Consider the following 23937-nt stretch of genomic DNA (forward strand, 5'->3'; position numbering starts at 1 on the left):
CCAAATGTTGGACAGGGTTGGTTTCAAGCAACGAGCACTGGTCTGAACGGGAACTAGAGAGGTGGCCTCTGCGAGATCGCCTCACGCAAGGTATCAAACGATGCTTCGCTAGGACTCACCAACGCAAAGTTGTAGCCCTGTCCTGACCAATAGTCAGCCGTAACATCGCTTTCCCTACGAGATCCGTGGCCAACGTCGCGCTGGCTGTTGGGATGCCGCACATAGAAGATCACTTGGCGCCCTTTCGTATCCCGGTAGAGCACCATCGCGGCGGCGCCGGTGTCCGTGGCCATGAGACGACCACCCACTGGGATCAAGCCGAAGCGCTCCAGGTTAGGGAGGGCGGGCGCCTGCACAAATGTCCTTTCAAGCCAATGCTGAATCGCACCGTCCTGGCCGGTTACATCGACTGGCGGCCGCCCCTCGGCGCTCGCAAATAGTCGATAAGCCTCCACGGCATCCGCCATTGGAACGTGCGCCCGCCGCAGCATCGATTCCCGTGCCTGCCACCCTAAGCCGCTACCCAGGCCTAACGTCAGCACTAGCGAAGCGAGATAAGTCATACGTCTTTTACGTCTGGCGACTATCCGGTGTCGCACGACTGCTGGCATAAGGTGTGTCGGTAAAGGCTCAAGCACGGGAGAAAAAATCAGCCGTAGCCGACGATTCTGCTCGCGGATATCAGCTACCCGTGCGGCATCTTCCGGATGGGTTGCAAGATAGCGCATCACCTCCTCGTGCCGCAGCGCATCCAACTGATTGTCGGCATAAGCCATCAACTCTTCAGGAGTAGGAGGTCGATACATCATTTCAATACTCGCAAAGCGGCGGTAGCCAAAGGACTTTCGTGGATCTGTCTCAAGGCCGCGCGTGCCCGCGCCAAACGAGACATGACGGTTCCCAGTGGAATGCCAAGCGCCTGTGATACATCGCGATAGCTCATGCCTTCCACCGCGACCAACAGCAGCAGGGCACGCTGTTCGTCATTGAGTCTCTCAAGATTCGTCAACGCTTCTTGATCCAGATAGATCGTCTCAGCCGAAGGCTCAACCGGGACCTCTTGGAATCCCAGCCACTCCAACAGACGACCATAGCGGCGCTCACGACGTCGGCCATCAACGAATTGGCGGTACAGGATGGTGAACAGCCAGGCTCGCACATCACCGGCGGGACAGCGCGTGTTCCCATGCGTAAGCGCCCGTTCTAGACAACTCTGGACCAAGTCATCGGCGCTGGCTTCGTGACGAGTAAGCGATCTTGCGAAGCGACGCAGAGACGGTAGTAGCTGAGAAAGCATGGCGTCATCAAGCATGGACATTCCCCTGGTATCGCTGACAGACGCTTGAGCTGACCTTTTATTCCCCACAATTTTTATTTTTGTAGGTATGGAATAACCCAGACCGTACAAACGTCTGCATTGGAAACTCACCAGTCTGCTGGAGCGCCACGTGTTTTCAGTCAAACACCCGTTGTTGGCAGTCACCCTTCTGGTGCTCGTGCTTCCCATTGCCTGGGCCGAACCTGATAGCAGCGCCGCCACGGCGCAGGCCGACAACCGCCAGGCCATGGATCAGATGATGGCCGCGATGCACAAGCCCAGCAGTGGCAACGTAGACCGCGACTTTGTGACCCAGATGACGGCACATCACCAGGGTGCGATCGAAATGGCACGGATCCAATTGCGGTATGGCCATAACGAACGCCTACGCCGTCTGGCCCAAGAGATCATTGTCACCCAACAACAGGAAATCGCCGTCATGCAGCAGGCGCTTTCTGAATTGCCCGCCTCTCCAACTCGGTAATCCTCATGCCTCGATTGTCGCTCACCCCGCTCGCCGCTGTGTTGTTAGTAATCTCCTGCACCGCTTCAGCCGGTCAAGTTCCGCGTGCTGCTGCACAACCGGACATCACGATTAGTTCCCAAGACCGTGTGTATACGGCGGAGCAGTTCTCCAACACGGTATCGGTGATTGATCCCAGCACGGAAAAATTGCTCGGCGTCATCACCCTAGGCGACAGCCAACCCAAGAACTTGAGTCCTTTGTACAAGGGCGAGCTACTGGTGCATGGCTTGGGATTTTCGCCAGATGGGCGAACCTTGGCCGTCGTAGCGATAGGCTCGAACTCCGTGTCCTTCATCGACACCGCCAACAACCAGGTGAAGGGTAAAACCTATCTGGGTCGCGCGCCTCATGAAGCCTTTTTCACCCCTGACGGCAAAGAGCTCTGGGTCACGGTACGGGGCGAGGACTATATCGCCGTGATCGACCCGGTGACTTTCAAAGAGAAGACGCGAATTGGCGTACCGCCAGGCCCTGGCATGCAGATCTTCTCCCCTGATGGCCGCTATGGCTACGTCTGCTCCTCGTTCACTCCGGAAACCGTAGTGGTTTCGGTTGCCGAGCATCGAATTGTTGGCCGCGTCGCTCAGGCGAGTCCCTTCTGCCCCAACATCGCTGCGTCTGCAGATGGCCAACAGGTCTGGCTCACCCTAAAAGATGTCGGTAAGACCCAGGTGTTCGCAGCCAAACCGCCGTTCAGCTTGATTAAGACGCTTGATACTGGCGCGATCACTAATCACGTCAACTTGGTTCGCAATGCCCGCGGAAGCTTCGCCTATGTAACGGTAGGCGGAGAAAATCGAGTCAAGGTCTTCCGAACCGATGATTTCAGCCAAGTCGCCAGCATTCCTGTTGGCGCTTTGCCCCACGGTCTCTGGCCGTCAGGAGATGGCACGCGGTTGTACGTGGGACTAGAGAATGCTGACAGTGTGGCCGTCATCAATACGCTGACCAATAGCGTTGAAACCACTGTACCCGTGGGGCAGGCGCCCCAGGCTTTGGTCTACGTTCCCCGCGCCGCTACCCAGGGCGCTGGGCTGGCAAATCTTAAGCCGTTAGGGAGCGCCGCCAAGAGTATTCAGATCGCCCTGGCTCCGCCGGGTCAACACGAACGTCATACCACTCAGGTGACACTTTTCGACCAGGGCTTGACTCAGGTCCTGCAGGCCTCGGTTACGGGCCTGGTGGCCAAGCAGCCCTATGTACTAGCGTTGGCTCGTCATGCAGACGGTAGCGGCGCTCTTGAGTCTCTCGCCGCTTTTCAAACCAATCCCGCCGGCGCAGCTATCGTGAATGCGGTAGGACCGATACGCCAACTGGTTCAGCAATCCCAGGCGGATGAACAGCGCTACCTCGTCATCGCACCTGGTGCAGCCGATGCGCCAGGTGCTCCCGTGCAAGTGCAAGTGCTCCAATCGAAATACTAATAACCAATAACCATCGAGGTCCAGCATGCTCAGACAAGTGTTGATTGCCACTGCCATTTTCTCCATGACAGGGCTGGCCGTGGCGGCCACGCCCGCCAAGGTTGGCGACACCACCTTGGGTAAGGTGCTTGTGGATGAAAAGGGTATGACGCTTTACACCTTCACCAAGGACAGCGAGGGTAAGTCCGCCTGCAACGGCCCGTGCGCCAAGAACTGGCCGCCGCTGATGGCACCGGCAGGGGCCAAGAGCGGTGACGGCTATACCGTAGTACAGCGTGAGGATGGTAGCCAGCAATGGGCCTATAAGGGGCAGCCACTCTATACCTGGGTAAAGGACAGCAAGCCCGGTGAAACGACCGGTGAAGGTGTCAATCAAGTCTGGCACGTCGCGAAGCCTTGATCGTGGAGCAGTCCCTGCGGACAGCGGGGACTGCTTATCTATTTAGTAGATTACTTTTTATATCATATTCAATTTTTCAGATAATCGAGCCGGGCTAGACTGTTTGCATTCCTCAGCGGAGCTCACCTCATGACATTAAAGGATGCTATAGCCCTGCGCACTGGCGGCAAGCCGCTCAGCCAGCTCAAGCAGCCGCTCGAAGTCGTTCGCCAGTTCACCCCCAACTGGTTTGCGGCAACGATGGGCACCGGTATTTTGGCAATCGCCTTAGCGAGTTTTCCCGCGTCGGTACCCGGCTTGCGTCTGATCGCCGAAGGACTGTGGCTGTTCAACATCTTGCTTTTCGTTCTATTCAGCGGCTTGTATGCCGCTCGCTGGATCTTGTTCTACAACGAAGCCAAGCAAATTTTTGCCCACTCCACCGTATCGATGTTCTTCGGCACCATTCCGATGGGGTTGGCAACAATCATCAACGGGATGCTGATCTTTGGGCTGCCACGATGGGGTGAGGTGGCTGTCACGATTGCCACCGGACTTTGGTGGGTCGATGCGGCCATGGCACTGGTTTGCGGAGTAGCGATTCCGTACCTGATGTTTACTCGTCAGCAGCACAGCATCGATCAAATGACGGCGGTATGGTTGCTACCTGTGGTAGCCGCCGAAGTGGCCGCTGCCAGTGGCGGGCTGTTGGCACCGCACCTAGCCGATGGCGGGCACCAATTCACCGTGCTGGTGACCAGCTATGTGCTTTGGGCCTATTCGGTACCTGTCGCCCTAAGTGTCCTCGTGATCCTGCTATTGCGGATGGCACTGCACAAGCTGCCTCACGAGAACATGGCTGCATCGAGCTGGTTATCGCTTGGCCCCATTGGTACAGGTGCGTTGGGTCTGCTCGTGATGGGCAGCGACGCGCCGGTCATCTTCGCTGCTCACGGTATGGCCGGAATTGGCGCCGTCGCGCAGGGGCTAGGCGTAATTGGCGGGATCCTACTATGGGGACTCGGCTTGTGGTGGATGAGCCTTGCCATACTGATCACGCTGAAGTACGCGCGCCACGGCATCCCTTTCAACCTGGGATGGTGGGGTTTTACTTTTCCACTGGGCGTCTATGCCGTCACGACGCTACGTTTGGGAAGCACGCTTGGGTCAGGTTTCCTTACCGTCTTCGGTGCCTTTTTGGTCGTCGCCTTGACTGCTCTGTGGGCGGTGGTCGCGGGACGCACCCTAGCCGGTGCCTACCGCGGGACGCTGTTCGTCTCGCCTTGCATTGCTCATCTGCAACCACGCAAATGAGGTCGATTAGGTGGCGCCTCGCTGAGCAACGCTACCAAGCTAGGACCATCAGCCCACTCTCTACGACGAGTGAGCTGATGAGTCCGCAAATGGGGCTCAGTGAAAGCCATCCCTTGATGCCGTTGGTTACCGCGGCCGCCTTAACCGATTCAAAGGTGCGTCAGCTCAGGACGAGGATGACTCTGTCTCTTGGGAAGGGCGGTGGCGTCCTACCGTGCCAATCTCGGCAGGCGTCTTGATGTAGAACAGTGCCAAGTCTTCCGATTCGAGGCGTTGAAACAGCATGTCGTGTTGAATTTGAGTCAGCGCCATCGTTACCTGGATGGGCTGATCGGCAAGCTCAAAAAAATGAGCGGAGTGGCGTTTTCCATCTTGGCCAAAGCCTTCAGCCGCCACTGACAACGTTGCGCCACTTAGGTGAAGCTCTTTAGCAAGATCCAGAAGCCAATCTCCAATCTGCTGATGTTCATGGCGACGATTTTGTTCGGTATAGAACGTAACGAGATAGTCGTTCATGCTATTGCCTTTAGCGTGGGTGCAGCAGGTTGATGGTCAAGATACCCAGGGCTGTCATGCACAGGGACCCCACGACATGAACGCTGATTGCAGTCAGCGCCATGAGCAGCCTTCCTTGCTGGATTAGCATCAGTGTCTCAGCAGAAAACGTCGAGAAGGTGGTTAAGCCGCCGCAAAATCCGGTGATCAGAAACAGCCGCCATTCAGGCGCAATCCCGGGCCAAGCAGCGAAGATGGCTACGGCCATTCCGATGATGTAGCCACCTACAAGATTCGCAACGACCGTCCCAGGCGGGAGCGACGGGAACCAGGCATTTAGCTTCAAGCCCAGTATCCAACGGAGCCAGGCACCCAAGGTCGCACCGAGTGCGATGGCTATGAGCGGCTTCAGCATGGAACGTCTCCCAAGGGGAATGGAAGACTAGGGGCCGGGGAGGGATATGGTCGGTGCATAGCGCTGTCCTCGAAAAAGACAGGGCGCACCTACGCACCCTGCCAAGGGGTTACGTAGGCATCATCAGCACGAGGCGGTTTGAGGAGGAATGCCATCTCCTTAGCGGATCATAGCAGCGCAGCAGATGACTTTGAAGATGGCTCGTTCTTGAAGCCGACATGCCTGCCACTGCTTATTGAGACCCGGAGCATGCCTGCACTCCTCAAACGCCGAGGGTCTAGAAACCGATCGACTCTGCGGTAGCTATGAGGCAAACGTCCTATTCGTCACAGGTATTCACAGCTTTCTCTATTGCCAGACGATATTCAGCTGGACTGCGCCCACCCAGTGCCAATTTGATTCGCTCCTTATTGTAGTAGTCGATATAGGCCCGAATTGCTACTGCCAGCTCCTCTACGCTTGAGAACCTGTTGCAGTGGAAAAGCTCAGATTTTAGTACTGCAAAAAAGCTTTCCATTGCCGCATTGTCGAGGCAATTGGCTCGCCTTGACATACTCTGAGTCAGTCCATGCTGACGGATCAGCTGTTGGTAGGCAGGGTATTGATAGTGCCAGCCTTGATCGGAATGGATGAGCGGTTTCTCATGAGGCCGAAGGGTCTTCAATCCGTCTTTCAACATACGTAAGACCATCTCGAACGATGGGCGCTCACTTATCTCGAAAGCCACAATTTCCTTATTGAAGAGGTCAAGAATCGGTGACAGGTATAGCCGGTTTTGATTGACACGAAACTCCGTTATGTCAGTCGCCCACCGCTGATTGGGCTGCGGTGCGGTAAAGCGGCGTTCCAGCAGGTTAGGCGCCACGCAGGACTCCGGCCCTGTGAATGGACGATAGCGACGGCGTCGCAGCGTGCACTTTAACGACATTTCGCCCATCAGCCGCTGTACTGCCTTGTGATTGATCTGCTGCCCCTGATTGCGTAGCGCCTGCGTGATGCGGCGATAGCCATAGCGACCCCGATGATGCGCGAACATCGTCCGGATGCTCTCTTTGCGGGCACCTTGTTTGTCTGGTTGGCGAGTGACCTTGAGGTGGTAGTAGAAGCTGCTTCGAGGAAGACATGCTCCCTGAAGAAGCGCATCAAGTGGATATCGTGACCGCAACTCCTGCACGATAAGTGCTTTCTGCTGATTGTCCAGGTCACTGTCCTTGAGACCCAAGCTCATGGCTTTGCGCAGAAAGGCGTTTTTGACCTGCAGATAGGCAACCTGCTTTTCCAGCTCTCGGACTGGGTTTGCGATGTGGGGCTTGAAAGCGGATGGATCTGGAACGGGAAGAAGGGGCAAGGAGTCACCTCTGCGTTTGCTGGCCAACCCCTCGATACCATACCTCTGCCACGCATCGACCCAGCGCTGCATTTGGGAGCGATTGAGACTAAATCGCTCACTAGCCCGTCGGATTGATAGGCCTTCGACGATCTGTCGCACCACCTCGATCTTGAAATCGATGCTGTGATAACGATAACGCTTTTGTAGAGCCGCTTTTCCGTGATTGGCATAGGCGCCAATCCATCCTTTTACCTGCACCACGCTGACGTCATGCACCCTAGCGAGGTGGCCGTAGCTGCAATCGCCCTTTTGGTACTGAGCGACGATCTTCAATTTGAACGCTAGAGAGTACTTGGGCATGGTACGCCTTCAAGGCAGCGTCCAACTTTCGGGGGTCATTTCACCAACGGCGGAGCCCTTTCTGGTAGGGCTTTTACCCTTAAAGCCCCCTTCCATTCCGTCCTTTGCTCCAGCCCATTTGGCCATTAACCCTTTGTTTTATAAGCCAATAAATGCGAAATACAGTGAGGCTTAGCACAAAATAGCTGTTGCAGGCTATGAGGTGGGGGCGTATAAATGATGTCATTCCACCACTACATGTCCGTGAGGGGTCTTGAAGTAATGGCCACTTCCAACGCTATCCCTGCGCAAATCGGTAACGCTATAGGACGCTTGCTGTCTGCTGTTCTCATTGCAGAGGCTGCTGTCTGGCGAGTAGCTAAAAAGACAGGTCTGCCAATTTCTGTGATTGGTGCCCTGCGTTGGATAGTTAGGGCGCTTGCCATAGCTTTCATGGCCTACACCTCACTATACCTTCTACTTCCGGCGTTGCTTGTCATCGGCGTTGGATTGGCCTTTTCCAAATTACCAGCTGGCACTACTGAGCTGTTCAGTTCCCACGTTTACCGAGACGGTACTGAAGGACATGGTTATTACTGCGAAGTGAGTGGTAGACGGATCTCTTGATCCGCCTACCTTTCATAGATCTATTCTCCTAATTCGTCCTCACTTTGCGCCATTTGCAGCTACTTTTTGAGCTACATCCGCTCCCTTCTGACTGGATGCCTTAGCGTCCTGTGTACCTTTGGTCAGACCGTCAGCTAGTCCTCCCACCTTGAAGCCGGTCCACGTCATAGCTGTCATCCAAAACGCCGGCAAGATCAAAAACATCGCGCCCATTACGTAGTTCAGCAGCATGTCGCCCTGCATGTTGCTCAGGCCGATGATGGGATCGAAGTTCGCATGGGGCGCGGTGTTATTCACCTTGTAGATCCCGGTGCCATACAGCGCGTCCATGATGGTGCTGTCGACCCACCTCGCTAGTTGCAGCCAGAAATCCACGAATATAAGCGCGAACTGGGCGAATGTAAGGGTCATCGCTACCTTGAGGTCATAAGTCCCCAGTACCAGCACGATGGGGATGCAGATGATGAAGGCCATCTTGAGAAAGGCCATCACCATCGGTGCGGCCTGCCGGACGCTATCCATTGCCGGGAAGTAAGCGAGTGACCCTACCGCCTGTCCAAGACCTGCAGTGACCCTGGCGGCGTCGTTATACAGCGAGCTGCCGATCTGGCCGCCGTAGTCCCCGTATACCTGCCCCTGCGTCAGCGTTTGCTTCTTCGGGGACACCAGGTCCCGAATCACTGAGTCATTCACCTCGTCCTGAGACATGAAGCTTGCCCACTTAGCCAGCTTGGTCAGGATGTCCGGCTCAACCTGTGCCAGCAGTCGTGCTCTGAGGCCCTTAGAGCCGTCCGACCACCACTGGGTGCAGGTGGGATAGCCACCGCCGCCCGTGGTCTGTGCCAGGCCCGCGTCCCGGGTAGCATCGTAGGGCCATGCCGTACGCGGGGTATGGGAGCGGAAGCCCGAGCTGCCGTCGCTGTAGTAGCCGCTGGTATTGAGGAAGTACTTCGAGCCGATCCAGCTGACGTCCAGGTACTGCTTGTCGGTCAGGGTGGGCTGGGTCATGAATAGCTTGGCACGAGCCCGGGCGTAGCAGTCGTTGGTGAAGTCGGCGACCTCCTGGGCGAGGAGGGGATTGTCGATCCGCTCGGCGTTGACCTCCATGCGGAGCTGCTGCAGATCCTGACCACAGGGAATGCTGGCCACAGCGCCGGCCGCCATGCCCTTCGACAGGGCGTGGACCACCATCCACCAGACCGGCACCTGGGCGCTCTTGCCGTTCAGGGTGCTGAACGACGTCCCCCAGCCCGTTCCGTCCGGCTTGGGCAGGTCGACCTGGCATTGCTTGGAGCGGGTCTGGTCGTACTGGATGGTCGAGAAGCTGACGTTCGCATTCGGGAGCGGCATCAGGCCGAGCATGATGACGACCAGGGCCACGAAGAACCGGTTCTCGATGCGCGCCAGGCTCAAAGCCCCCTTGTTGCCTTCGTCCTGGCCCTCGCCGCGGGCGCGCAGCCACTCCTGGATGATGATGGCGGCGAACGGCGCGGCAAACAGACCGGTCCCGCCGATCATCTCCCATATGCCGCTGTTGATGATCCAGCCCACGAGGGTCAGGTAGTACTCGAGGTAGTCGTTGGTATAGAGCTGCATGGCAATCTCCTACAGCACGCCGGCGTTGCGCAGTTCAAATAAGCCGATGACCGCCAGAGCCAGCGCTTCGCAGCGATAGATGCGGCCACGCTCATCGGTCATGGCTATCAGCCGGCGTCTCACCGGCCACCAGCAGCAGATCAGTCCGGCGTACAGGCACAGCCGCCACACCAGGAAGTGGGTATGGTGATTGGCCTGCCACTGGCGGTAGCTCTGCAGGTCGCCGAAGCCCCAGGCCGTCACAATCACGAAGCCCAGGGCGATAGCTACCGCCAGCAGGAAGGGCCAGAGCAACGACCAGGTCAGACGAAGGCCGCGCTGGCCGATCCGGAGTCCGGTTCGAACGCGCTGAGTCCACGAGGATGTCGTCATGGTCATTCGCCTTTCTTCGCCGGGTTCTCGGTGCGATCAAGCCGGTTCGGCAGCGGATCGCCCTGGAAGATGCCTTTGGAGGCGTCCTTGCGGATCGAGGCGCGCTGCAGGATGGTGGTCGGCGAGTTGCCGGCCAGCTCTCGGCGCATGTCCAGCTCGGTCTTGAGGTTCTGGATCTCGGCCTGCAGGTTGGCGGCGTTCTGGTCGACCTGCGTCTGGGCGACCTGGTTGGCGGCGACGTTAGGCTCTTGGCGGCCGGCGGCCAGGGTACGCACCAGCGACAGCGCCTTCTCGATGACATCGGCCAGGGAGACCTCGGACACGAGCCGCTTCGCCAGCACGTCCTGGTCTTGCTCGGTGCGCAGCGACTCGATGATGCCGCGGGTGATCGGGATGGAGTTGCTGCCGGCCGCGGCCAGGTTCTCAGCGGTCATCGGCTGGGTGCCGGCGATCAGTGCATTCACCGCCTTGAGCTTGAAGTCGTAGGTCTCCTGAATCAGCGGGGTGAGCCCCACCCCGGCCTGGGTCACGGTCTTCTGGCAGTTATCGCAGGTCTGCTGCTGTTGCTCGCCCAAGACGCGGGTAGCGAAGGTCGCGGCCTCCTGCGGCGACGACCAGGTGCTGCAGACGAGGCCGCCGTTGCAGCTGCTGGCCGGGATCGAGCCGGTGGCAGTGGGCGAGCGGCCACTGAGCAGGTTGTAACCCGCCTTGGTGACGTCGCTGACCACCTTGATGGGCTGCTGGCTACTGCCCCCGGCTTTGCTCCCGCCGACCCAGGTTACGCCCTCATTCCCGCTCTTCTGCTCGACCTGGTTGATCGCGGCGACGGCATCAGTGGTGCCGGCGGCGGCCGACTTCATTGCCTCACCCTCGGCAAGCTTGTTCCAGCCGACCTGGCCACCGGCGACATCGAGCATCTTGTCGGCGATCGCGCGGCAGGTGCCCTTCGAGCGATCGAAGTCCAGGCGCGCCTGGCCAATGCCGTTGGTGATGAGGTTGTACAGGCCGGGGTTGGCGCGCTGCAGGATCAGGCCGGGTAGGGAAGCAACGGCGCCGGTGGCGTTCTGCAGCACCGAGCTCATGATGGTCTGGAAGCCCTGAGTAGCCCCGTTGAGCTGGTTCTGCAGTGTGTTGGTGAGGCTCATGTTTCCGCAGATCAGGTTGGTGTTCCAGCCACCGCCAATTTGGATGCTGTCCATGTTGCCGACGCTGCCCATCGACACGGCATTGCCACCGCCGATGCTGTAGAGCACGTCGTCGCCGATGACGCTGCCCTGGGACTGCACACGGTAGGGCTCGGTCGCCTGGACAGCGCTGCCGAGAAGAAGGCCGGCCAAGCAAGTGCTGGCCAGCAGGGTGAGGCGAGTGGTGCTCATGATCGACGGCTCCCTGATCATTGAAAGTCGGTGCTGCCGAGGAAGACCTGGCCTTCACGCTTGCAGCAGCTGTAGGGGCGCCACAGCGCCCAGGCATAGGCGCCCACGGCGTCCTGGACGTGTGGGCCCGGGTTGGGAAATGCGGCGCAGCTCTGGCTCAGCGTCGGCGTGAGCTCCTGCCACTTGCCGGTGGTGGCATCGCCCTCGAGCAGCTCGCCAGCGGGCCAGTAGCCGTCTTCGGGTTGGGCCAGCAGCGACTGGTAGACGTGGATCTGGCCAGAGCGCGTGACCACGTCGCCGGCGCGTTGGGCCATGACCGCCGCGGCCTTGTAGTCGTCGGGCTGATGCAGGAAGCCGCTGCGCGGATAGACGTTGCCCCACAAGTCACCGGACAAGGTGCCGCCCACTTCACGCTTGCCCGGGATGAGGGCCTCCGGGTAGACGGACTCGGGGATGCCGTACCGCCAGGCCAGGTAGTCGTAGTTGCTCAGCAAATAGGGCATGTAGGCGGTACCGGCGCCCTTGCAGACGTAGCCAGAGCCGCTGGCGAACTGGGCGAAGGCGTAGCCGCCCGGGTGACCGATGACATCGGTGTTCTTGAAGCGGGCGCTGATCGTAGTGTTGGCCTGGGTCGCGCTGTCGCCCGGATCGTTGCCGCCGGCGGCGACACTGCTAACGGGGCTGAAAGAGGCCATCTCCGTCCACGGGTTCTCGCCGGTATTGGCGTAGCTGGATACCACCGCATCGGGCACGAAGTGTCGTACCTTGGCCGAGGTCTTCACCTTGCAGCCGTAGGGGGTGCAGAACAGCCAGTAGCAGATGCCGACCACCTTGTATTCGAGGCAGTCGGGCGAGAGCGAGGACGACACGATGGTCGCGGTGGTGACCGCCGCGGTAGCCTGCAGGCTGGTGGCCAGCGGGATCGCCAGGGCAAGGCGCCGTAGACGCTGCACAGGCCGACTCATCGTCCACTGCTCCGGTAGCGCTCAATGCTGGCCACGGCGGCCGCCACGTCAGGCTGGCCATAGACCACATACTGACGATCCACCACGACGGCCGGCAGCTTGGCCACACCCAGGCTCCAGGCATCGGCCACGTCCTGGTGCGCCCTGGCAAGTTCCCGCCCCAGCTGCTGCGCGGAGGCCGAACGCATCCGCTGCTGCATGATGGCTACGGCCTGTCGCGGATCCGCCGGCAGGCCTTCGGAGAGTTGCTGCTCAAGGCGATCCGGGGCATCCAGGAGCACAACCCGGGCGCCGGCGCTGTTGACGAGCGGGTGAGCGGCGTCAGAGACGGCCAGCACATCCGCTGTGGCGAAGGGGGAACAGCATGTGGCCAGGGCAAAGCCCAGCAGGCGTGCTTTCAGGCCTGCTGAGACGGTAGGAGGAGAGATGGGCATGCGCGGTACCAGGCAGAGAGGTGGCTGGTACAGGAAACGCGATCAGGAGGACTGGGTCAGCGGGAAACCATATCTACATGCCAAACGGTTGCAGTACCGTTAGACGGCGGATCATTGCCGCTGATAGCTAGTGGCTAGCTCTCATAGTAAGTAGTAATGCTAGTCTCCCCATCAGGACATGACGTACTACCAGAAAAGGAAGGGATGCTATGAAGGTGCTACAGACGTTAGGCGCTCACGGCGGTGCACAGACCGGTATATTCCAATATCGCCGAACTCCTGATGGCGTTCATATTGACGCTAGTGTGGGTCGAGCTCAGTTGACTCCTGATAATGTCTTGCTGAGCTCCGTTGAGTGGCAGGCATTGCTGACAGAGATTCGGGCGGTTTCGAACAATACCTTCAGATTGACGGGGCAGGGCCCCTTTGCCAATCCACCGAGCCAAAGCCTTTATTCGTTGATAAATCGAGCGATTCCCAATCCAAGTGCTGGTTGGCATTGGAATGACTCCTGGCGCTCCTACGTTTGCGCGATTTTGGAGCATGAAGGAAGTATTGATCTGTATCACGGTCCTCTGGGGCAAGGTCACGCGGCCATCATTAACCTAGCTAGAGACGTGTAGATTCGGATTCTTGAGACAATTGCTTTGGTCGCTTATGGGAAAGCTCCGAGCAGCGTTGGGATCTCACGGTGGTGTCGCGGCGGTGTAGCTCGGCGTCGATCACTCGTAGCAAATAGGTGAGGCGGCTGTTGAGCCGCCTTAGGGTCCGATCGGAAAGGCTGGCCAGCCAAGAGGGGATGTCATTGGCGCTGCTGCGCATCCGCATCTCCCTGACTCGCCAACCAGTCCATAGCCGATAGCATGCCGGCATCGTCCAGCAGAGCCGAAAGCCGAATCGTACGACCAGACCGGTTGTCCCGGAGCTCGAAGGTAGGGGTGGCATCGATCCGCTTCTGCGCTGCGGTTGCGGTCTGCTCAGCCACTACCCGCCGCACGGTCGTATTGTCCTGGATGCACGCCTGCAGGTGCTGCAGCGATACGGCTGGTTGCAGGCCGAGCTGTTCGATCGGCACTGCCAGGCCGGTACCGTTGCCGCGGCTGTGCTGGTAGACCGCTTCGACCGCCCGCCAGAACACCGGATTACCGCCCAGCCAGCCGGCGCAGGTGACAAGGCGTGCTTCCTGCTGCGCTGCTTCGCCGTGCACGGGCAGCGGCAGGTGATGCCACTGCCAGCTCAGCGCTTCGTGCCGATCAATTAGCTGCTTGACCTGCGGGTAGGCTTCCTTGCAGTAAGGGCATTCCAGGTCGCCGTACTCGATCAGCGTGAAGCGGGCTTTGGCATTCCCATAGATGAACGTCGGCGGCTCAGGAGTAACTCGTGGCTCCACTGCTGCGAGCCATCCAAAGAGGTGCCATAGGACATAGAGCAACACGGCCAGCAGTATGAGTGCCATTGCTGCTGGTTGCCGAGATATAGCTCCCCTAATCATGCCGAAGCTTCATGGGCAGAAGGCTGATCGATTTGCCGGCCCAGCACGTCGCGATGCAGCACCTCCAGCAGCGCCTGTTGTGCGTCATCCGGCTGCGGATGCTTGGCCAGCCAGTGCTTGAGCGCTGTGTCGAGCTGGGCCTCGATCTCACGGCGATCCACTGCGCGTGATTTCACTGCCTGCAGGTTGCTGATCAAGACCGGTGCGCAGATCTGCAGGGCCGTGAGCGTCTCGGGCAGGTGCGGCTGCCGAAGCAAGCCAGTCAGGCTGTCGATGAGGTCCTGGGTGAATTGGTCCATCGCTCTCATCGCCGGGCTCCTCGAGCCGGTGGCAGCTGGAAGGGGTAGGGTTCGATCCCTCGCAACCGGTCCAAACGGGCGGCGACGGCCAGCGCGGCGCCCAGCTCGTCGGTGCCGAGCTCTTCCATCAGCTGGGCGCGCTCCGCTTTCTCTTCAGGCTCCGTCATCGCCAAGGCCAGATAGAGACTGGGCGGTACCGCGCGGAAGAGCGTCTCCATCGACTTGGACAGCACTACGCCTTCGGTATAGGCGCCGCTCTGCTTGCGCGCTGACAGCATCAGCTCCTTCTGCGCGGTACTCAGATTGCGGAATTTGGAGATCTTCTCGACTTCATCCGGCGGCATGTTCAGGCAGATCCACCACTCGATCATGTTGAGCATCGGCGCGCCGGAAATCGGGATGTCATCGATGTTCTGGGTCGCCAACCAGAACCAGGCGCCGAGCTTTCGCCACATCTTGGTGATCTTCATCGCATAGGGCAGCAGCAGCGGGTGCTTGGTGATGATGTGGCCTTCGTCGGTCAGCTTGATCAGCGGCCGGCCCTTGTACTGGTCACGCTCAGCGATGTTGTTGATCGAGTTCAGCAGCGAGATGTAGGCGATGCCGAGCTGCGCCTGATAGCCCTCTCGGGCGTAGGTGGCAAAGTCCACGACAGTCAGGTCAGCCTCTGGCCAGGGCGTGCCGGGACGGTTGAACATCTCGCCGTCGGCGCCCATGCAGAACATCTCCATGGCCTCGGCCATCTCCTGCAGGCGCTCCCGTCGCGGAGCTGGCAGGCGTTCGTCACGTGAAGCTTCGCTCAGGGCATCGCGCACGTCCTGGGTGAGGACCGTCTTCTCTGCCTTGGAGCAGGCCTTGGCCGCATTGATGATGGCGTGGCGGATGGCAGCGCGGTCGGCGCGCGTCATGCGGGCGTCTTCCTTCTCCTCGCCGCCGGTGATCATCAGGCGCGCCACGATCTCCATCTCGCCGAGCACGTCGCGTTGATCGTCCTCCAGGTCGGGCTTCGGGCTGCTGGCTTTGTCAGAGGCGTCGAGGTCCTCGGCATCGAGCACGGCCACGTGAGCCGGATCCTCGGCCAGACGGATGGCGTCGGCGAAGGGTGCCAGGCTGACCCCGGCGCCGGGGACCAGACGGACCTTGTGAACGGTCAGGCCAAGACGCTGGGCAAAGTCCGCCAGCAGTCCGAAGCTGTTACCGGCTTCGGCCACGAAGATGCGCGGCCGGTAGATAGCCAGCCACTGGATCAAGAGGTTGTTGAGGGTGGCTGACTTGCCCGCACCGGTAGGACCAAAGACGAAGCCATGCGCATTCATCTGGCGATCGAGCTTGCTGAGCGGATCGAAGGTCAGCGGACTGCCACCGCGGTTGAATTGAGTGATACCCGGATGTCCCGTTCCGGTTGAGCGGCCCCAGATGGGCGTCAGGTTGGCGACATGCTGAACCAGCATGAGCTGGGTGTACCACTGCAGCGCTCGTGGCTGGTTGGGGTCAAAGTTGCCGGGCAGCCAGCGCAGGTAGCTGTTGAGGGAGGCTACCTCATCCTCGGGTCGTACCGGCTCGATACCGGCACTGGTCAGGATGCTGGTGAGGTCGTTGCAGCGCTGCTCCAGCTCCTGCTCATCTTTACCCCGGACGTAGAAGGCCACGCTGCCTTGGTAGAGCTTGTGCTTACGCCCGATCAGCTGGCGGGCGTCCTTGATGGCCTCTCGGGTGAGTGCAGAGGCCTGGTTGTCTCCGACGGCTTTCTTGTGCAGCTTGTTGAGGTGGGCTTCGAGCGTGTCTTGGGGCGTGGCCACCAGCGTGATGGCCAGCACGGTGTCCTCGGGCATCTCATCGAAAAGTGCATGCAGGGCATCGCCAAAGGTACGCTCGCCGGTCATGTGGCCGGTCATCGGCGCTTTACGCAGCCGATCCAGCATCACTACACGATGGGGTTGGCCATCGAAGAACCACAGGCCCTTCTGCGCATCCGAGCGAGGCTCGCGGTACATCAAGCACTGGGAGAAATCGGTCCCGCTGGCCAGGAAGGGAATGGTGCCTTCGGCCAGCAACTCGTCCTGGTCGAAGGCGCTGTTGACCACCTCGAAGAACCGCTGCTGGTCCTTGGCCGAGGTGCCCAGGTGATCCGGGCACGGATTGAACCATTGCAGGAGCCAGTGGCGAATGGCGCGCTCATCCATGCGATGAGCCGTCACGCCGGCGTTGCGCAGCGCGCCGGTCAGCCGGCTGCAGATGTTCGCCAGGTAGGCGGCGGGCGCCTGCCCCCTAACCAGACCGTCGCCGATGCTGCGGCGGGAAACGACCATCCGGACGCGCCGATGCTGACCACGCCAGGGCAGGTGGGATACGGCCGTGTCGTTGAATAGACCGCCAGGCTTGGCGATGGCATGCAGGTGGTGCTTCATCAGGCTCTGATAGAGCTTGGTGAATTCGGAGCCGCGGGCGCGCGGCTGGATGTAGTTGGCCAGCCCCGTGAGATAGCTGTCGAATTGGATCTCGTCGCGGGCATAGAACTGGATGACCCAAGGACTCTGCTCCAGCTCATCGAAGGCATCCTGCAGAGCGTTCTCCAAGGCGTCGCGGGCCTGGCGAAGCCAATTGGCTTCGCGGCCCTCGGTACCGATCGGCACCAGGTCGAAGAAGGCGGCCAGCGACTTGCCGTCCTCCAGCAGCATCGCCTGATGCTCGGGCAGGTATTCGACCCAGGGCAGTAGGTTGGTAAAGCTGGGATTGACCTGGTGCATGTTGGCGATGTCAGCGACCGTCGCGGGCTTCTCCTTGCCCGTCATCCAGGCACCTGGCTCAGGGATACCGTGTGCTTTCAGGCGGTCCAGGTAGCGCTGGTAGGCGGCTTCCTCGTCGACCTCAAGAGCGCGGGTGGCACGGATGGATTCGGGATGCAGGGCCGGCTCAGCGCTGGCTGATAGACCCGCTTCCTCAACCGGCTCAATAAGCTCTGGCTGGCTAGGCACAGGATCTGGCTCAGCCGTCGAGGTGTCGGCGGTTTTCTTGCCACGCAGGCGTTCGAAGATGCCCATCAGTAGTTCTCCACCCGCTCACCGGGCATGGCGTACTGCACACGCTGGTAGAGCGGGAAAACGGTGGTGTAGCCGGGGATGGGGGCCGGGTCGGAGCCGGCCAAATGCGGGAAGACGTACATGACCAGGTCCGGATTGGGCAGGCGTTTGAACTGGCTATAGATCTCGTTCTGCGCGGTGCGCGAATAGCCGGCGTTGTCAGCCAGCGGCCGAGCCTGGGCCGTGTCCACTGGACGGCGCAGCTCTGCCCGGGCATCGACGAGTTGGCGACCCTGGCTGCTGCCGTCCGAGCCGGTGGTACCGGCGTTCCAGACGTCCATCATGGTCTGGTCGCCATGGGGGAGCATCTTATCCTTGTCGACCGCGCAGCCGCTGGCCAGTAGGGACAGAGCCAGTACAGCCGCTATCTGAAGTCGTGTGCGATTAATCGAGGGCAGCCGAGGCATGGCGAGCTCCTGTCCGATAGTCGACCTTGCGGCCCTTGAGTTCGTAGTCGATGGCCAGCTCCTGGTCGAGGTGGATGGCCACCTTCGCCCCGGGTTGCACGTAGACGGCGGCAAAGGCCTGGCCGTAGAGCTTGTTCACCCAGGTGGAGATGTCGCTGACGCCCTGGTTCAGAATCTTGCCCATAGCCTCGTTGCCGGACATGCCGGTCGTGCCGATGGTGCCGTTCGGGGTCTGGACGTAGCTGGAGCTGGTGCCGTCGTTCTTGATCAGCGAGGCGGCGCCGGCGCCGGCGGCGGTGATGAGTGCCTGGGAGCCGATGTACTGGGCGGCGTTGCTGCGGCGCTCGCCCGCGATGCAGGGGATACCGTAGGGATCGCTGATCCAGCCCATGCCACCCTGAACCGCAGCGGGCTGGCCGTTGGTTGAGGCGTTCTGGTTGTTCTGGCCGTTGCTCTGCTGACCGCCGTTCTCCTGCGGCGCCGGCAGCGTACGCACGGTGCCGTCGGTGAAGACGAAGGTCATGCTGCGGATCTGGCCGCGCACACAAGACAAGGACCAATCGCCCGAGGCGGTCCCGCTCACGACGGCGCCGGCGACGTCGGGCAGGTCGATGCCGTTGGCGGTCAGGTTGTCGGGGCCGATCAAGACCTTGAAGGGGTAGGGGTCGTTGACCGTGCCGTCGACCGGTACGCGGCCCACCAGGGCGGTCATGGACACCGAACCCATCAGCGTCGAGTTCTGCGGCAGGGTGTAGACCTTGCGGACCTTCTTGCGGGTCTGCTCATCACCCCCCATGCCATCGGCTGCGCGCTGAGCGCCACCTGAGGCAGCGTCCAACGTCTTCTGGCCGGCGGCGCCGAAGGCGGTCGGGAAGGCGAAACCGCTGGCGGCCTGGCTGCTGCCGGCAGCAATGGGCTTGCCAGCGGCATCTACTGCGGTGCCATCCTGCGGCTCGATCCAGACCAGGTCCGAACTACCGCTACCTTTCTTGAACTGATTGCCTTCTCCGGGAGCAATGCCGAGCCCGATGGGCATGTCCGTGCCCGAACCCCCGTTGCCGCCTCCTTGGTTACCCATCTGCGACAGGGTGTTGAGCTGCTTCTGCAGACCATCGAACAGACCCTGTGTCTGCTTCTGCTGGCTCTCCAGGCCCTGGTTGATGCCTGCCTGAACGCGACTATCGACCGTGGTGTTGATGTTGCTCAGCTGGGCCTTGAGACCATCGTTCTCCCGCTTGGCCTCTTCGTTGTCCCTCAGGACCTTGTTCAACTGCTCTTTGAGCTGGCGACTTTCGACGACGATGGTGCGCAGGGTGTCGTTGGCCGTGTCGCCCTCGATCCCCAGCGCCTTGGCCTGCTCCGGCGTGAGCTGGGCGGACTGTGGCTGCTCGGGCGTTTGCGGTTTGCCTTTGCCGAATAGGGTCACACCGACATAGACCACCAGGACCAGAACCCCCAGCAGCGCATACTTGAGGAGCGGATTACTTCTGAGCTGCATGACGGGCCTCCGCAGTGACGCGAGGATCTGCGGCGCCCAGGCTGGGCAGCAGCGATTGGCCAAGGCCATGATCCCGGGTGACCAGGTACAGCACCGTGGTGTCGCTGGCATCGCCCCGGGCGCCGAGGTAGGGGTGCTGGAAGGTCGCGGTCGCGAAGTCACCCATGAGCTCGCGCGGATCCAGGGCTAGGCGCTGGCCGGTCTGGTTGCGCAGCTTCACAGCGGTCACCCAGTGATCGTCCAGACGCCAGGCGCCCAGCTGGCTGACCTCAACCGGCAGCGCCGGTAGCAGCGTCGACAGATCCAGGCGCTTATCGACCTTGACCTGGGCGACGCCGTCTACTGGCTCCACGGTGCGCAGCGGAGCATAGAGCATCTGGGCGGCGTAGCGGGTGAGCACAACGGGGATCGGCGTTTCCCGCTTGGGCGGGGCCGGCTCGTCATCATCCTCTTCGGTCTGGCGGCTGGCCTTGGCCGTCGATTTCGGAGCCGGTGCAGCGGCTTGGCCGTAGCGAGTAGGCGTGGTGTCGCCTGGCACGATCTTGATGGGCTCAAGCGCAGCCTGGCCTTCCAGCGCCGGCGTTGCGGCGATGTCGACCAGCATGATCTCGCCGGTGGCTGCATTCTGCAGCTGCAGCCGGCTGGGCTCGATCGGGTCTTTGGCCCGTAGATAGATCGCGCCGCCGGTGCTCTGCACCCTGAGCTTTTCAGCGATGGCGGGAGGGACGCCGACACGCACGTTGGCATCAACGAATAGGATTCGCTCCTGGCCTACCACGAGCGGGATGGCCAAGGGGACACGTTCCCACTTGCGAATCTCGATGGCCTGGGCAAGGCTGGTCAACAGCAGTCCACCCAGCATCAAGGCGAGGGAGCGGCGGGATCTCATGGTGTACCTCGAGCTTTGACTTCGACGCCGGCCTCGATCCGCTGCGGCTGACCGCTGTAGCAGTCCCACTTCATACCCCAGGGGTTCTTCTCGGGATCGACGTCGGACCTGACGATGTGGAGCGGGTAGCGCGTGAGCGCCGTCTTGACCTTCTCGCCGCCCAGGTACTCGTTTGCAACGACATCGAGCATTACCGTCCACTCGCTATTGCCGAGCACCTGGACACGCCGGGTGGGATCGTCGCCATAGCCCGACCCAGGGATTTCCGCGACATTGCGCACTCGCTTGCGGAGCTCGCCGCTGTTGCGTTTGAGTGCTTCATCCCCCTCCAGATAGGTCTTGCAAGAAGGGGTGATGAAAGGGGTCAAGCGGGCGATGTTGTCGCTGTAATTCTTTTCGCCGTCAGCTGGCCAGCTGTTCATCTGCTGGAAGATGTAGAAGGCGTAGGAATAGACCGACTCGGGAGGGATCTCCCACCAGGGACGTGTGCTTCCAGATCGCAGGTCCGGCGGCACGTGCACGGTCAGATCCTTGGGCGCGCTGTACCAGCCGTAGCCGTTCCAAATTGCGATGCCGCTGACCAGGCCCAGGGCAAGGCGCAGGGTCGTGATATGGGCGCGCTGCGAATCGGACAGCTTCCACGCGCGGCTCATAGCCCCACCATCCGCTTGCAGGTCCAGGCACCACTGCGGATGACCAGGCGGCGACCCGCCAGCCCCCAATGCGCGAGGCGCCACTCGACTTGACGCCAGAGCCAGGTTTCCGGACGGCCGCGCTTCCAGCGACGCAGGATCCGTCCGGCGAGTACCAGGCCCAGGGCGCCACACGCCAGCGCGGCGAAGATTGGCATGGCTGGTGTGACGAAAAATGCAAACGGGATGCCGACTGCGAATCCAAATGCAGCAGAGATGCCGACCGTGGCGAACATCTCGTCCGTGGTCAGGCCGCCGACGACGACGGGTTGAAGGTTGAGGCGATTCGGCAAGAAGCGAAGGGTGCCGTCCTCATGCAAGTCCTGGGTAATGTCCATCGGCGCGGTCCTGCGTTACATGATGCCGGTGGCTTTGGTGACGATGAAGATCACCAAGCCGATGAGGACCACGCCAACGGTGATCGTCACGCCCAGGTCCTTCCAGGTTTTCTTGCCCACGTGGATCTCGTGGTAGACGGTAATGCCGTGCGCGGCGACGACGATCAGGCAGAAGGCGCATATGGCCAGCGCAAACAGCGAGATGAGATCGAAACCGTAGTTTTTCAGCGTTTCCAGCCAGGTAGAGCCTTCGCCTCGCGAGGGGGCTTGGGCCTGGGGAAGGGCTGCTTGGCTGATTGCAGGCAGCAGGGCTGCGCTTGCCAGGGCGGCTTGTGTTCCGGCGCGGGCGCCGAGAGTGAGCAGGTGTTTGAGGGACAGCATGGATTTCTCCTCGAGGGGTTAATGCAAAATGAGCCAGGACAGTGCGCAGTAGAGGAGCAGCCCGCGAATGAGAGCGCCCTTGGCAGCTGCGGCTTTGAGGTTCTGGTTCGCCCAGCCCTTGTAGAGGCTGATGGAAAGCCAGGCGAACCAGAGGGTGACGACGGCCATGGCCAGCGAAAGCCAGAAGGTGTTGCTGGCCGCCGGCGTAAGGCCGCTGGCCGCCTGAAAGGCAGCGGTCTGCGCGGCGGTCATGCTCATGCCTGGGCGCCTTCACGCTGGTACTGGCCGGAAAGCTCGGCTGCATCGCGAGGCTGGGCACGGCTTGGAGCCAGGTAGTCCTGCAGGCCCTGGCGGATCCGGGCGATGTCGGCGGCGAGACGGTTGTAGTCCAGGTGATAGCGGGAGCTGCCATCGCTGGGCAGCTCAGCGCTGCGCCTGGCGACCGCCTCGACAGCGTTGAGCTGGCGGATCATCACGTCGACGTTGGCTTGCTCGCTGGCGGTGCCGGCGGCGCGAGCGGCGCCCGTCGTGAGTCCAAGCGTGAAGACTAGGCTACTGACGAGACGGAAGCGGGCGAAGAGCTTGCGTGGAGGAGGGGACAGTTTCACAACGGGGCCCTAGGCAGCGGGTTGATGCCGCACAGGATGCCGAGGGCCACCAGGGAGGTCAGCGGGAAACCATTACTGCACCCAAATAGGTTGCAAACCCGCTTGATTATTGGCTCTGCGAAGGGATGATGAGGCGCTTGAAAAACAGCAGAAAGCCGGTGGCCACCGCGTAGCCTACGCCCCACCCCTGGTTGCCCTGGGCGGTCTGCTGACCGATCTGGGCCCGGCCTTCCAGCACCGGCTGCACGCTGACCAATTCCCAACCGTCAGCGCCCAGAGCCTGCAGGCGAGCCTGCCGTTCTGGATCGGCCAGGAAAGCAGCGACGTCTGGGGTGCCGGTCTGCTGTTCGTGCTTGAACATGAGCCAGCCGCGCTCTTGGACGCGGTAGGTGAGAGGGGAGAATTCAGTGTGGTATTCGAAGCGGGCAGGGGACATGGACGGCTCCAGTTCGATGGGGTGGCCATCGTCCTGTGGTCCACAGTAGCCTCACCAGGCTAAACCGTATCCAGGTCTCATGAGGTTACGATCAGGGCGTCGAACGATCCGCTTGGCTATGCTGTCATCAGACAAATAACGGGAGGTCGTATGACCGACATTGCGTTTCTTCCCGAAGATGCCAGACAACGCTGGCGGGACCTGACTAATGCGATGGCTGTCATGGGGCTAGGGCATCTGGCCAGGCTGTACGGTCAGCTCGAAGGCTATATTCTCGCGCTGCTCGACTTTGGGTGTGTCACCGCACCGCAAGGCAAGCAGTTGCTCAAGGTGGCGGCCGACCTATTCAGTCAGTGTCGGTCTGAATACCTGAAGCACAAACAAAAGCCGCGTCGGCATATCGCTGGCGCAGTGGGGGAACGTATCAGGCTGAGTCAGCGTTGATCCTAGTTCCCTTGCCGAGCATACCTATCGGCTTCATCAACGTTCTGTCCGACCACGCGCCCAATCCAAGAGCGCTTGCTGCAGCTCCTTTATCGTCGATAGGCAAAGCGTCACGAAAAGCGAAAAAAGGGGGGCTTGCGCCCCCCCTTTACTCACTTCTACCACTCAAGTGGCAGAGGGATCTGCGGCTCCGGCATGCTACGGAAATGCCACCGGACGTCTTCCCAACGACCAAGACGAAAGCGGCGATAGCGACGGACATAGACGGATTTGACGCGAGGTATTTTACGCCGACGACGGCTGCTGAAGTGGTGTCGCATGTCTGGTCTCCTTGAGCAGACAAACAGCATTACGATCAGCTACCGGATGATCAGCAATACATTGACCCGAAGTCGACGTAGAGCGATAGAATGAATTCCCCGGTAGCGCCTAGGTGTTGCCTGGAACCACGAGTGGCTGCGTT

The 23937-nt window shown here is 60.6% G+C and carries 28 protein-coding genes and 1 riboswitch; of the genes, 6 read left to right on the top strand and 22 right to left on the bottom strand.

Features of this window, described 5'->3' with window-relative positions:
* Nucleotides 1–53: 53 nt before the first annotated feature.
* Entirely contained in the window at nt 54–776 is a 723-nt protein-coding gene (locus BMZ43_RS15800) for an anti-sigma factor family protein (RefSeq protein WP_108576350.1), read from the bottom strand.
* A gap of 29 nt (nt 777–805) precedes the next feature.
* On the bottom strand, nt 806–1318 hold the full coding sequence (locus BMZ43_RS15805) for an RNA polymerase sigma factor (protein WP_027597937.1): 513 nt from the start codon (nt 1316–1318) through the stop codon (nt 806–808).
* A gap of 130 nt (nt 1319–1448) precedes the next feature.
* Here BMZ43_RS15805 and BMZ43_RS15810 point away from each other — a divergent pair, with 130 nt between their 5' ends.
* From BMZ43_RS15810 to BMZ43_RS15825, 4 genes are all read left to right on the top strand, one after another.
* Nucleotides 1449–1802, top strand: a complete 354-nt coding sequence (locus BMZ43_RS15810; protein ID WP_051398701.1) for a DUF305 domain-containing protein — start codon at nt 1449–1451, stop codon at nt 1800–1802.
* Between the two features lie 5 nt (nt 1803–1807).
* Nucleotides 1808–3268 (top strand): YncE family protein, encoded by a 1461-nt coding sequence (locus BMZ43_RS15815; RefSeq protein ID WP_037007585.1) that lies wholly within the window; start codon nt 1808–1810, stop codon nt 3266–3268.
* A gap of 25 nt (nt 3269–3293) precedes the next feature.
* Nucleotides 3294–3668 carry a COG4315 family predicted lipoprotein gene (locus BMZ43_RS15820; protein ID WP_027597935.1) on the top strand — a complete coding sequence of 125 codons (375 nt, stop codon included), beginning with the start codon at nt 3294–3296 and terminating at the stop codon, nt 3666–3668.
* A 129-nt stretch (nt 3669–3797) separates the two neighbouring features.
* Complete coding sequence (locus BMZ43_RS15825; RefSeq protein WP_027597934.1) at nt 3798–4961, top strand: TDT family transporter; 1164 nt, start codon at nt 3798–3800, stop codon at nt 4959–4961.
* Nucleotides 4962–5126: 165 nt separating this feature from the next.
* Here BMZ43_RS15825 and BMZ43_RS15830 read toward each other — a convergent pair whose 3' ends face one another.
* The 3 genes from BMZ43_RS15830 to BMZ43_RS15840 all read right to left on the bottom strand — a co-directional run bounded on the left by BMZ43_RS15830 (nt 5127) and on the right by BMZ43_RS15840 (nt 7561).
* Nucleotides 5127–5477 carry a DUF190 domain-containing protein gene (locus BMZ43_RS15830; protein ID WP_027597933.1) on the bottom strand — a complete coding sequence of 117 codons (351 nt, stop codon included), beginning with the start codon at nt 5475–5477 and terminating at the stop codon, nt 5127–5129.
* Between the two features lie 10 nt (nt 5478–5487).
* Nucleotides 5488–5871, bottom strand: coding sequence for a fluoride efflux transporter CrcB (gene crcB, locus BMZ43_RS15835; RefSeq protein WP_027597932.1), 384 nt, complete (start codon nt 5869–5871; stop codon nt 5488–5490).
* Nucleotides 5872–5978: 107 nt separating this feature from the next.
* A riboswitch (Fluoride riboswitch) is annotated at nt 5979–6039 on the bottom strand.
* A gap of 151 nt (nt 6040–6190) precedes the next feature.
* Nucleotides 6191–7561 carry an IS3 family transposase gene (locus BMZ43_RS15840; protein WP_081320768.1) on the bottom strand — a complete coding sequence of 457 codons (1371 nt, stop codon included), beginning with the start codon at nt 7559–7561 and terminating at the stop codon, nt 6191–6193.
* Between the two features lie 261 nt (nt 7562–7822).
* On the opposite strand from BMZ43_RS15840, the gene BMZ43_RS27435 reads away from it, so the two are divergent.
* Complete coding sequence (locus BMZ43_RS27435) at nt 7823–8167, top strand: DUF3742 family protein (RefSeq protein ID WP_193756757.1); 345 nt, start codon at nt 7823–7825, stop codon at nt 8165–8167.
* Between the two features lie 39 nt (nt 8168–8206).
* Here BMZ43_RS27435 and BMZ43_RS15850 read toward each other — a convergent pair whose 3' ends face one another.
* The 17 genes from BMZ43_RS15850 to BMZ43_RS15930 all read right to left on the bottom strand — a co-directional run bounded on the left by BMZ43_RS15850 (nt 8207) and on the right by BMZ43_RS15930 (nt 23030).
* Nucleotides 8207–9763, bottom strand: a complete 1557-nt coding sequence (locus BMZ43_RS15850; RefSeq protein WP_058788595.1) for a conjugal transfer protein TraG N-terminal domain-containing protein — start codon at nt 9761–9763, stop codon at nt 8207–8209.
* Nucleotides 9764–9772: 9 nt separating this feature from the next.
* Complete coding sequence (locus BMZ43_RS15855; RefSeq protein WP_143075265.1) at nt 9773–10135, bottom strand: hypothetical protein; 363 nt, start codon at nt 10133–10135, stop codon at nt 9773–9775.
* Between the two features lie 2 nt (nt 10136–10137).
* Entirely contained in the window at nt 10138–11511 is a 1374-nt protein-coding gene (locus tag BMZ43_RS15860) for an integrating conjugative element protein (protein WP_093254859.1), read from the bottom strand.
* A gap of 17 nt (nt 11512–11528) precedes the next feature.
* The gene (locus tag BMZ43_RS15865; RefSeq protein WP_058788592.1) at nt 11529–12476 is read right to left on the bottom strand and encodes a TIGR03756 family integrating conjugative element protein; all 948 of its coding nucleotides are present in this window, start codon (nt 12474–12476) and stop codon (nt 11529–11531) included.
* Nucleotides 12473–12910: a TIGR03757 family integrating conjugative element protein gene (locus BMZ43_RS15870; RefSeq protein WP_081320765.1), complete on the bottom strand. Its 438-nt coding sequence runs from the start codon at nt 12908–12910 to the stop codon at nt 12473–12475. Before BMZ43_RS15870 ends, BMZ43_RS15865 begins: the two co-directional genes overlap by 4 nt.
* A gap of 802 nt (nt 12911–13712) precedes the next feature.
* Entirely contained in the window at nt 13713–14366 is a 654-nt protein-coding gene (locus BMZ43_RS15875) for a DsbA family protein (RefSeq protein ID WP_058788591.1), read from the bottom strand.
* A gap of 32 nt (nt 14367–14398) precedes the next feature.
* On the bottom strand, nt 14399–14710 hold the full coding sequence (locus BMZ43_RS15880) for a hypothetical protein (protein WP_058788590.1): 312 nt from the start codon (nt 14708–14710) through the stop codon (nt 14399–14401).
* Nucleotides 14707–17742: a conjugative transfer ATPase gene (locus BMZ43_RS15885; RefSeq protein ID WP_058788589.1), complete on the bottom strand. Its 3036-nt coding sequence runs from the start codon at nt 17740–17742 to the stop codon at nt 14707–14709. Before BMZ43_RS15885 ends, BMZ43_RS15880 begins: the two co-directional genes overlap by 4 nt.
* Nucleotides 17742–18188, bottom strand: a complete 447-nt coding sequence (locus BMZ43_RS15890) for a TIGR03751 family conjugal transfer lipoprotein (RefSeq protein ID WP_058788588.1) — start codon at nt 18186–18188, stop codon at nt 17742–17744. The genes BMZ43_RS15885 and BMZ43_RS15890 overlap by 1 nt, the downstream gene beginning before the upstream one ends.
* Nucleotides 18166–19686 carry a TIGR03752 family integrating conjugative element protein gene (locus tag BMZ43_RS15895; protein WP_093254861.1) on the bottom strand — a complete coding sequence of 507 codons (1521 nt, stop codon included), beginning with the start codon at nt 19684–19686 and terminating at the stop codon, nt 18166–18168. Before BMZ43_RS15895 ends, BMZ43_RS15890 begins: the two co-directional genes overlap by 23 nt.
* Nucleotides 19670–20575, bottom strand: coding sequence for a TIGR03749 family integrating conjugative element protein (locus tag BMZ43_RS15900; RefSeq protein ID WP_058788586.1), 906 nt, complete (start codon nt 20573–20575; stop codon nt 19670–19672). The genes BMZ43_RS15895 and BMZ43_RS15900 overlap by 17 nt, the downstream gene beginning before the upstream one ends.
* Nucleotides 20572–21228: a PFL_4703 family integrating conjugative element protein gene (locus tag BMZ43_RS15905; RefSeq protein WP_058788585.1), complete on the bottom strand. Its 657-nt coding sequence runs from the start codon at nt 21226–21228 to the stop codon at nt 20572–20574. The genes BMZ43_RS15900 and BMZ43_RS15905 overlap by 4 nt, the downstream gene beginning before the upstream one ends.
* Entirely contained in the window at nt 21225–21605 is a 381-nt protein-coding gene (locus BMZ43_RS15910; RefSeq protein ID WP_058788584.1) for a TIGR03750 family conjugal transfer protein, read from the bottom strand. The genes BMZ43_RS15905 and BMZ43_RS15910 overlap by 4 nt, the downstream gene beginning before the upstream one ends.
* Nucleotides 21606–21620: 15 nt before the next feature.
* A complete protein-coding gene (locus tag BMZ43_RS15915; RefSeq protein WP_058788583.1) occupies nt 21621–21986 on the bottom strand; it encodes a TIGR03745 family integrating conjugative element membrane protein in 366 nt (121 codons plus the stop codon).
* An 18-nt stretch (nt 21987–22004) separates the two neighbouring features.
* Nucleotides 22005–22244, bottom strand: a complete 240-nt coding sequence (locus BMZ43_RS15920) for a TIGR03758 family integrating conjugative element protein (RefSeq protein WP_058788582.1) — start codon at nt 22242–22244, stop codon at nt 22005–22007.
* Nucleotides 22241–22594, bottom strand: a complete 354-nt coding sequence (locus BMZ43_RS15925) for an integrative conjugative element protein, RAQPRD family (RefSeq protein ID WP_093254863.1) — start codon at nt 22592–22594, stop codon at nt 22241–22243. The genes BMZ43_RS15920 and BMZ43_RS15925 overlap by 4 nt, the downstream gene beginning before the upstream one ends.
* A gap of 106 nt (nt 22595–22700) precedes the next feature.
* A complete protein-coding gene (locus BMZ43_RS15930; protein WP_042133082.1) occupies nt 22701–23030 on the bottom strand; it encodes a DUF4177 domain-containing protein in 330 nt (109 codons plus the stop codon).
* A 150-nt stretch (nt 23031–23180) separates the two neighbouring features.
* On the opposite strand from BMZ43_RS15930, the gene BMZ43_RS15935 reads away from it, so the two are divergent.
* Complete coding sequence (locus BMZ43_RS15935; protein WP_042133083.1) at nt 23181–23474, top strand: hypothetical protein; 294 nt, start codon at nt 23181–23183, stop codon at nt 23472–23474.
* Nucleotides 23475–23937: the final 463 nt, after the last annotated feature.

Source organism: Pseudomonas sp. Snoq117.2 (assembly GCF_900110545.1).
Taxonomy (GTDB): domain Bacteria; phylum Pseudomonadota; class Gammaproteobacteria; order Pseudomonadales; family Pseudomonadaceae; genus Chryseomonas; species Chryseomonas benzopyrenica.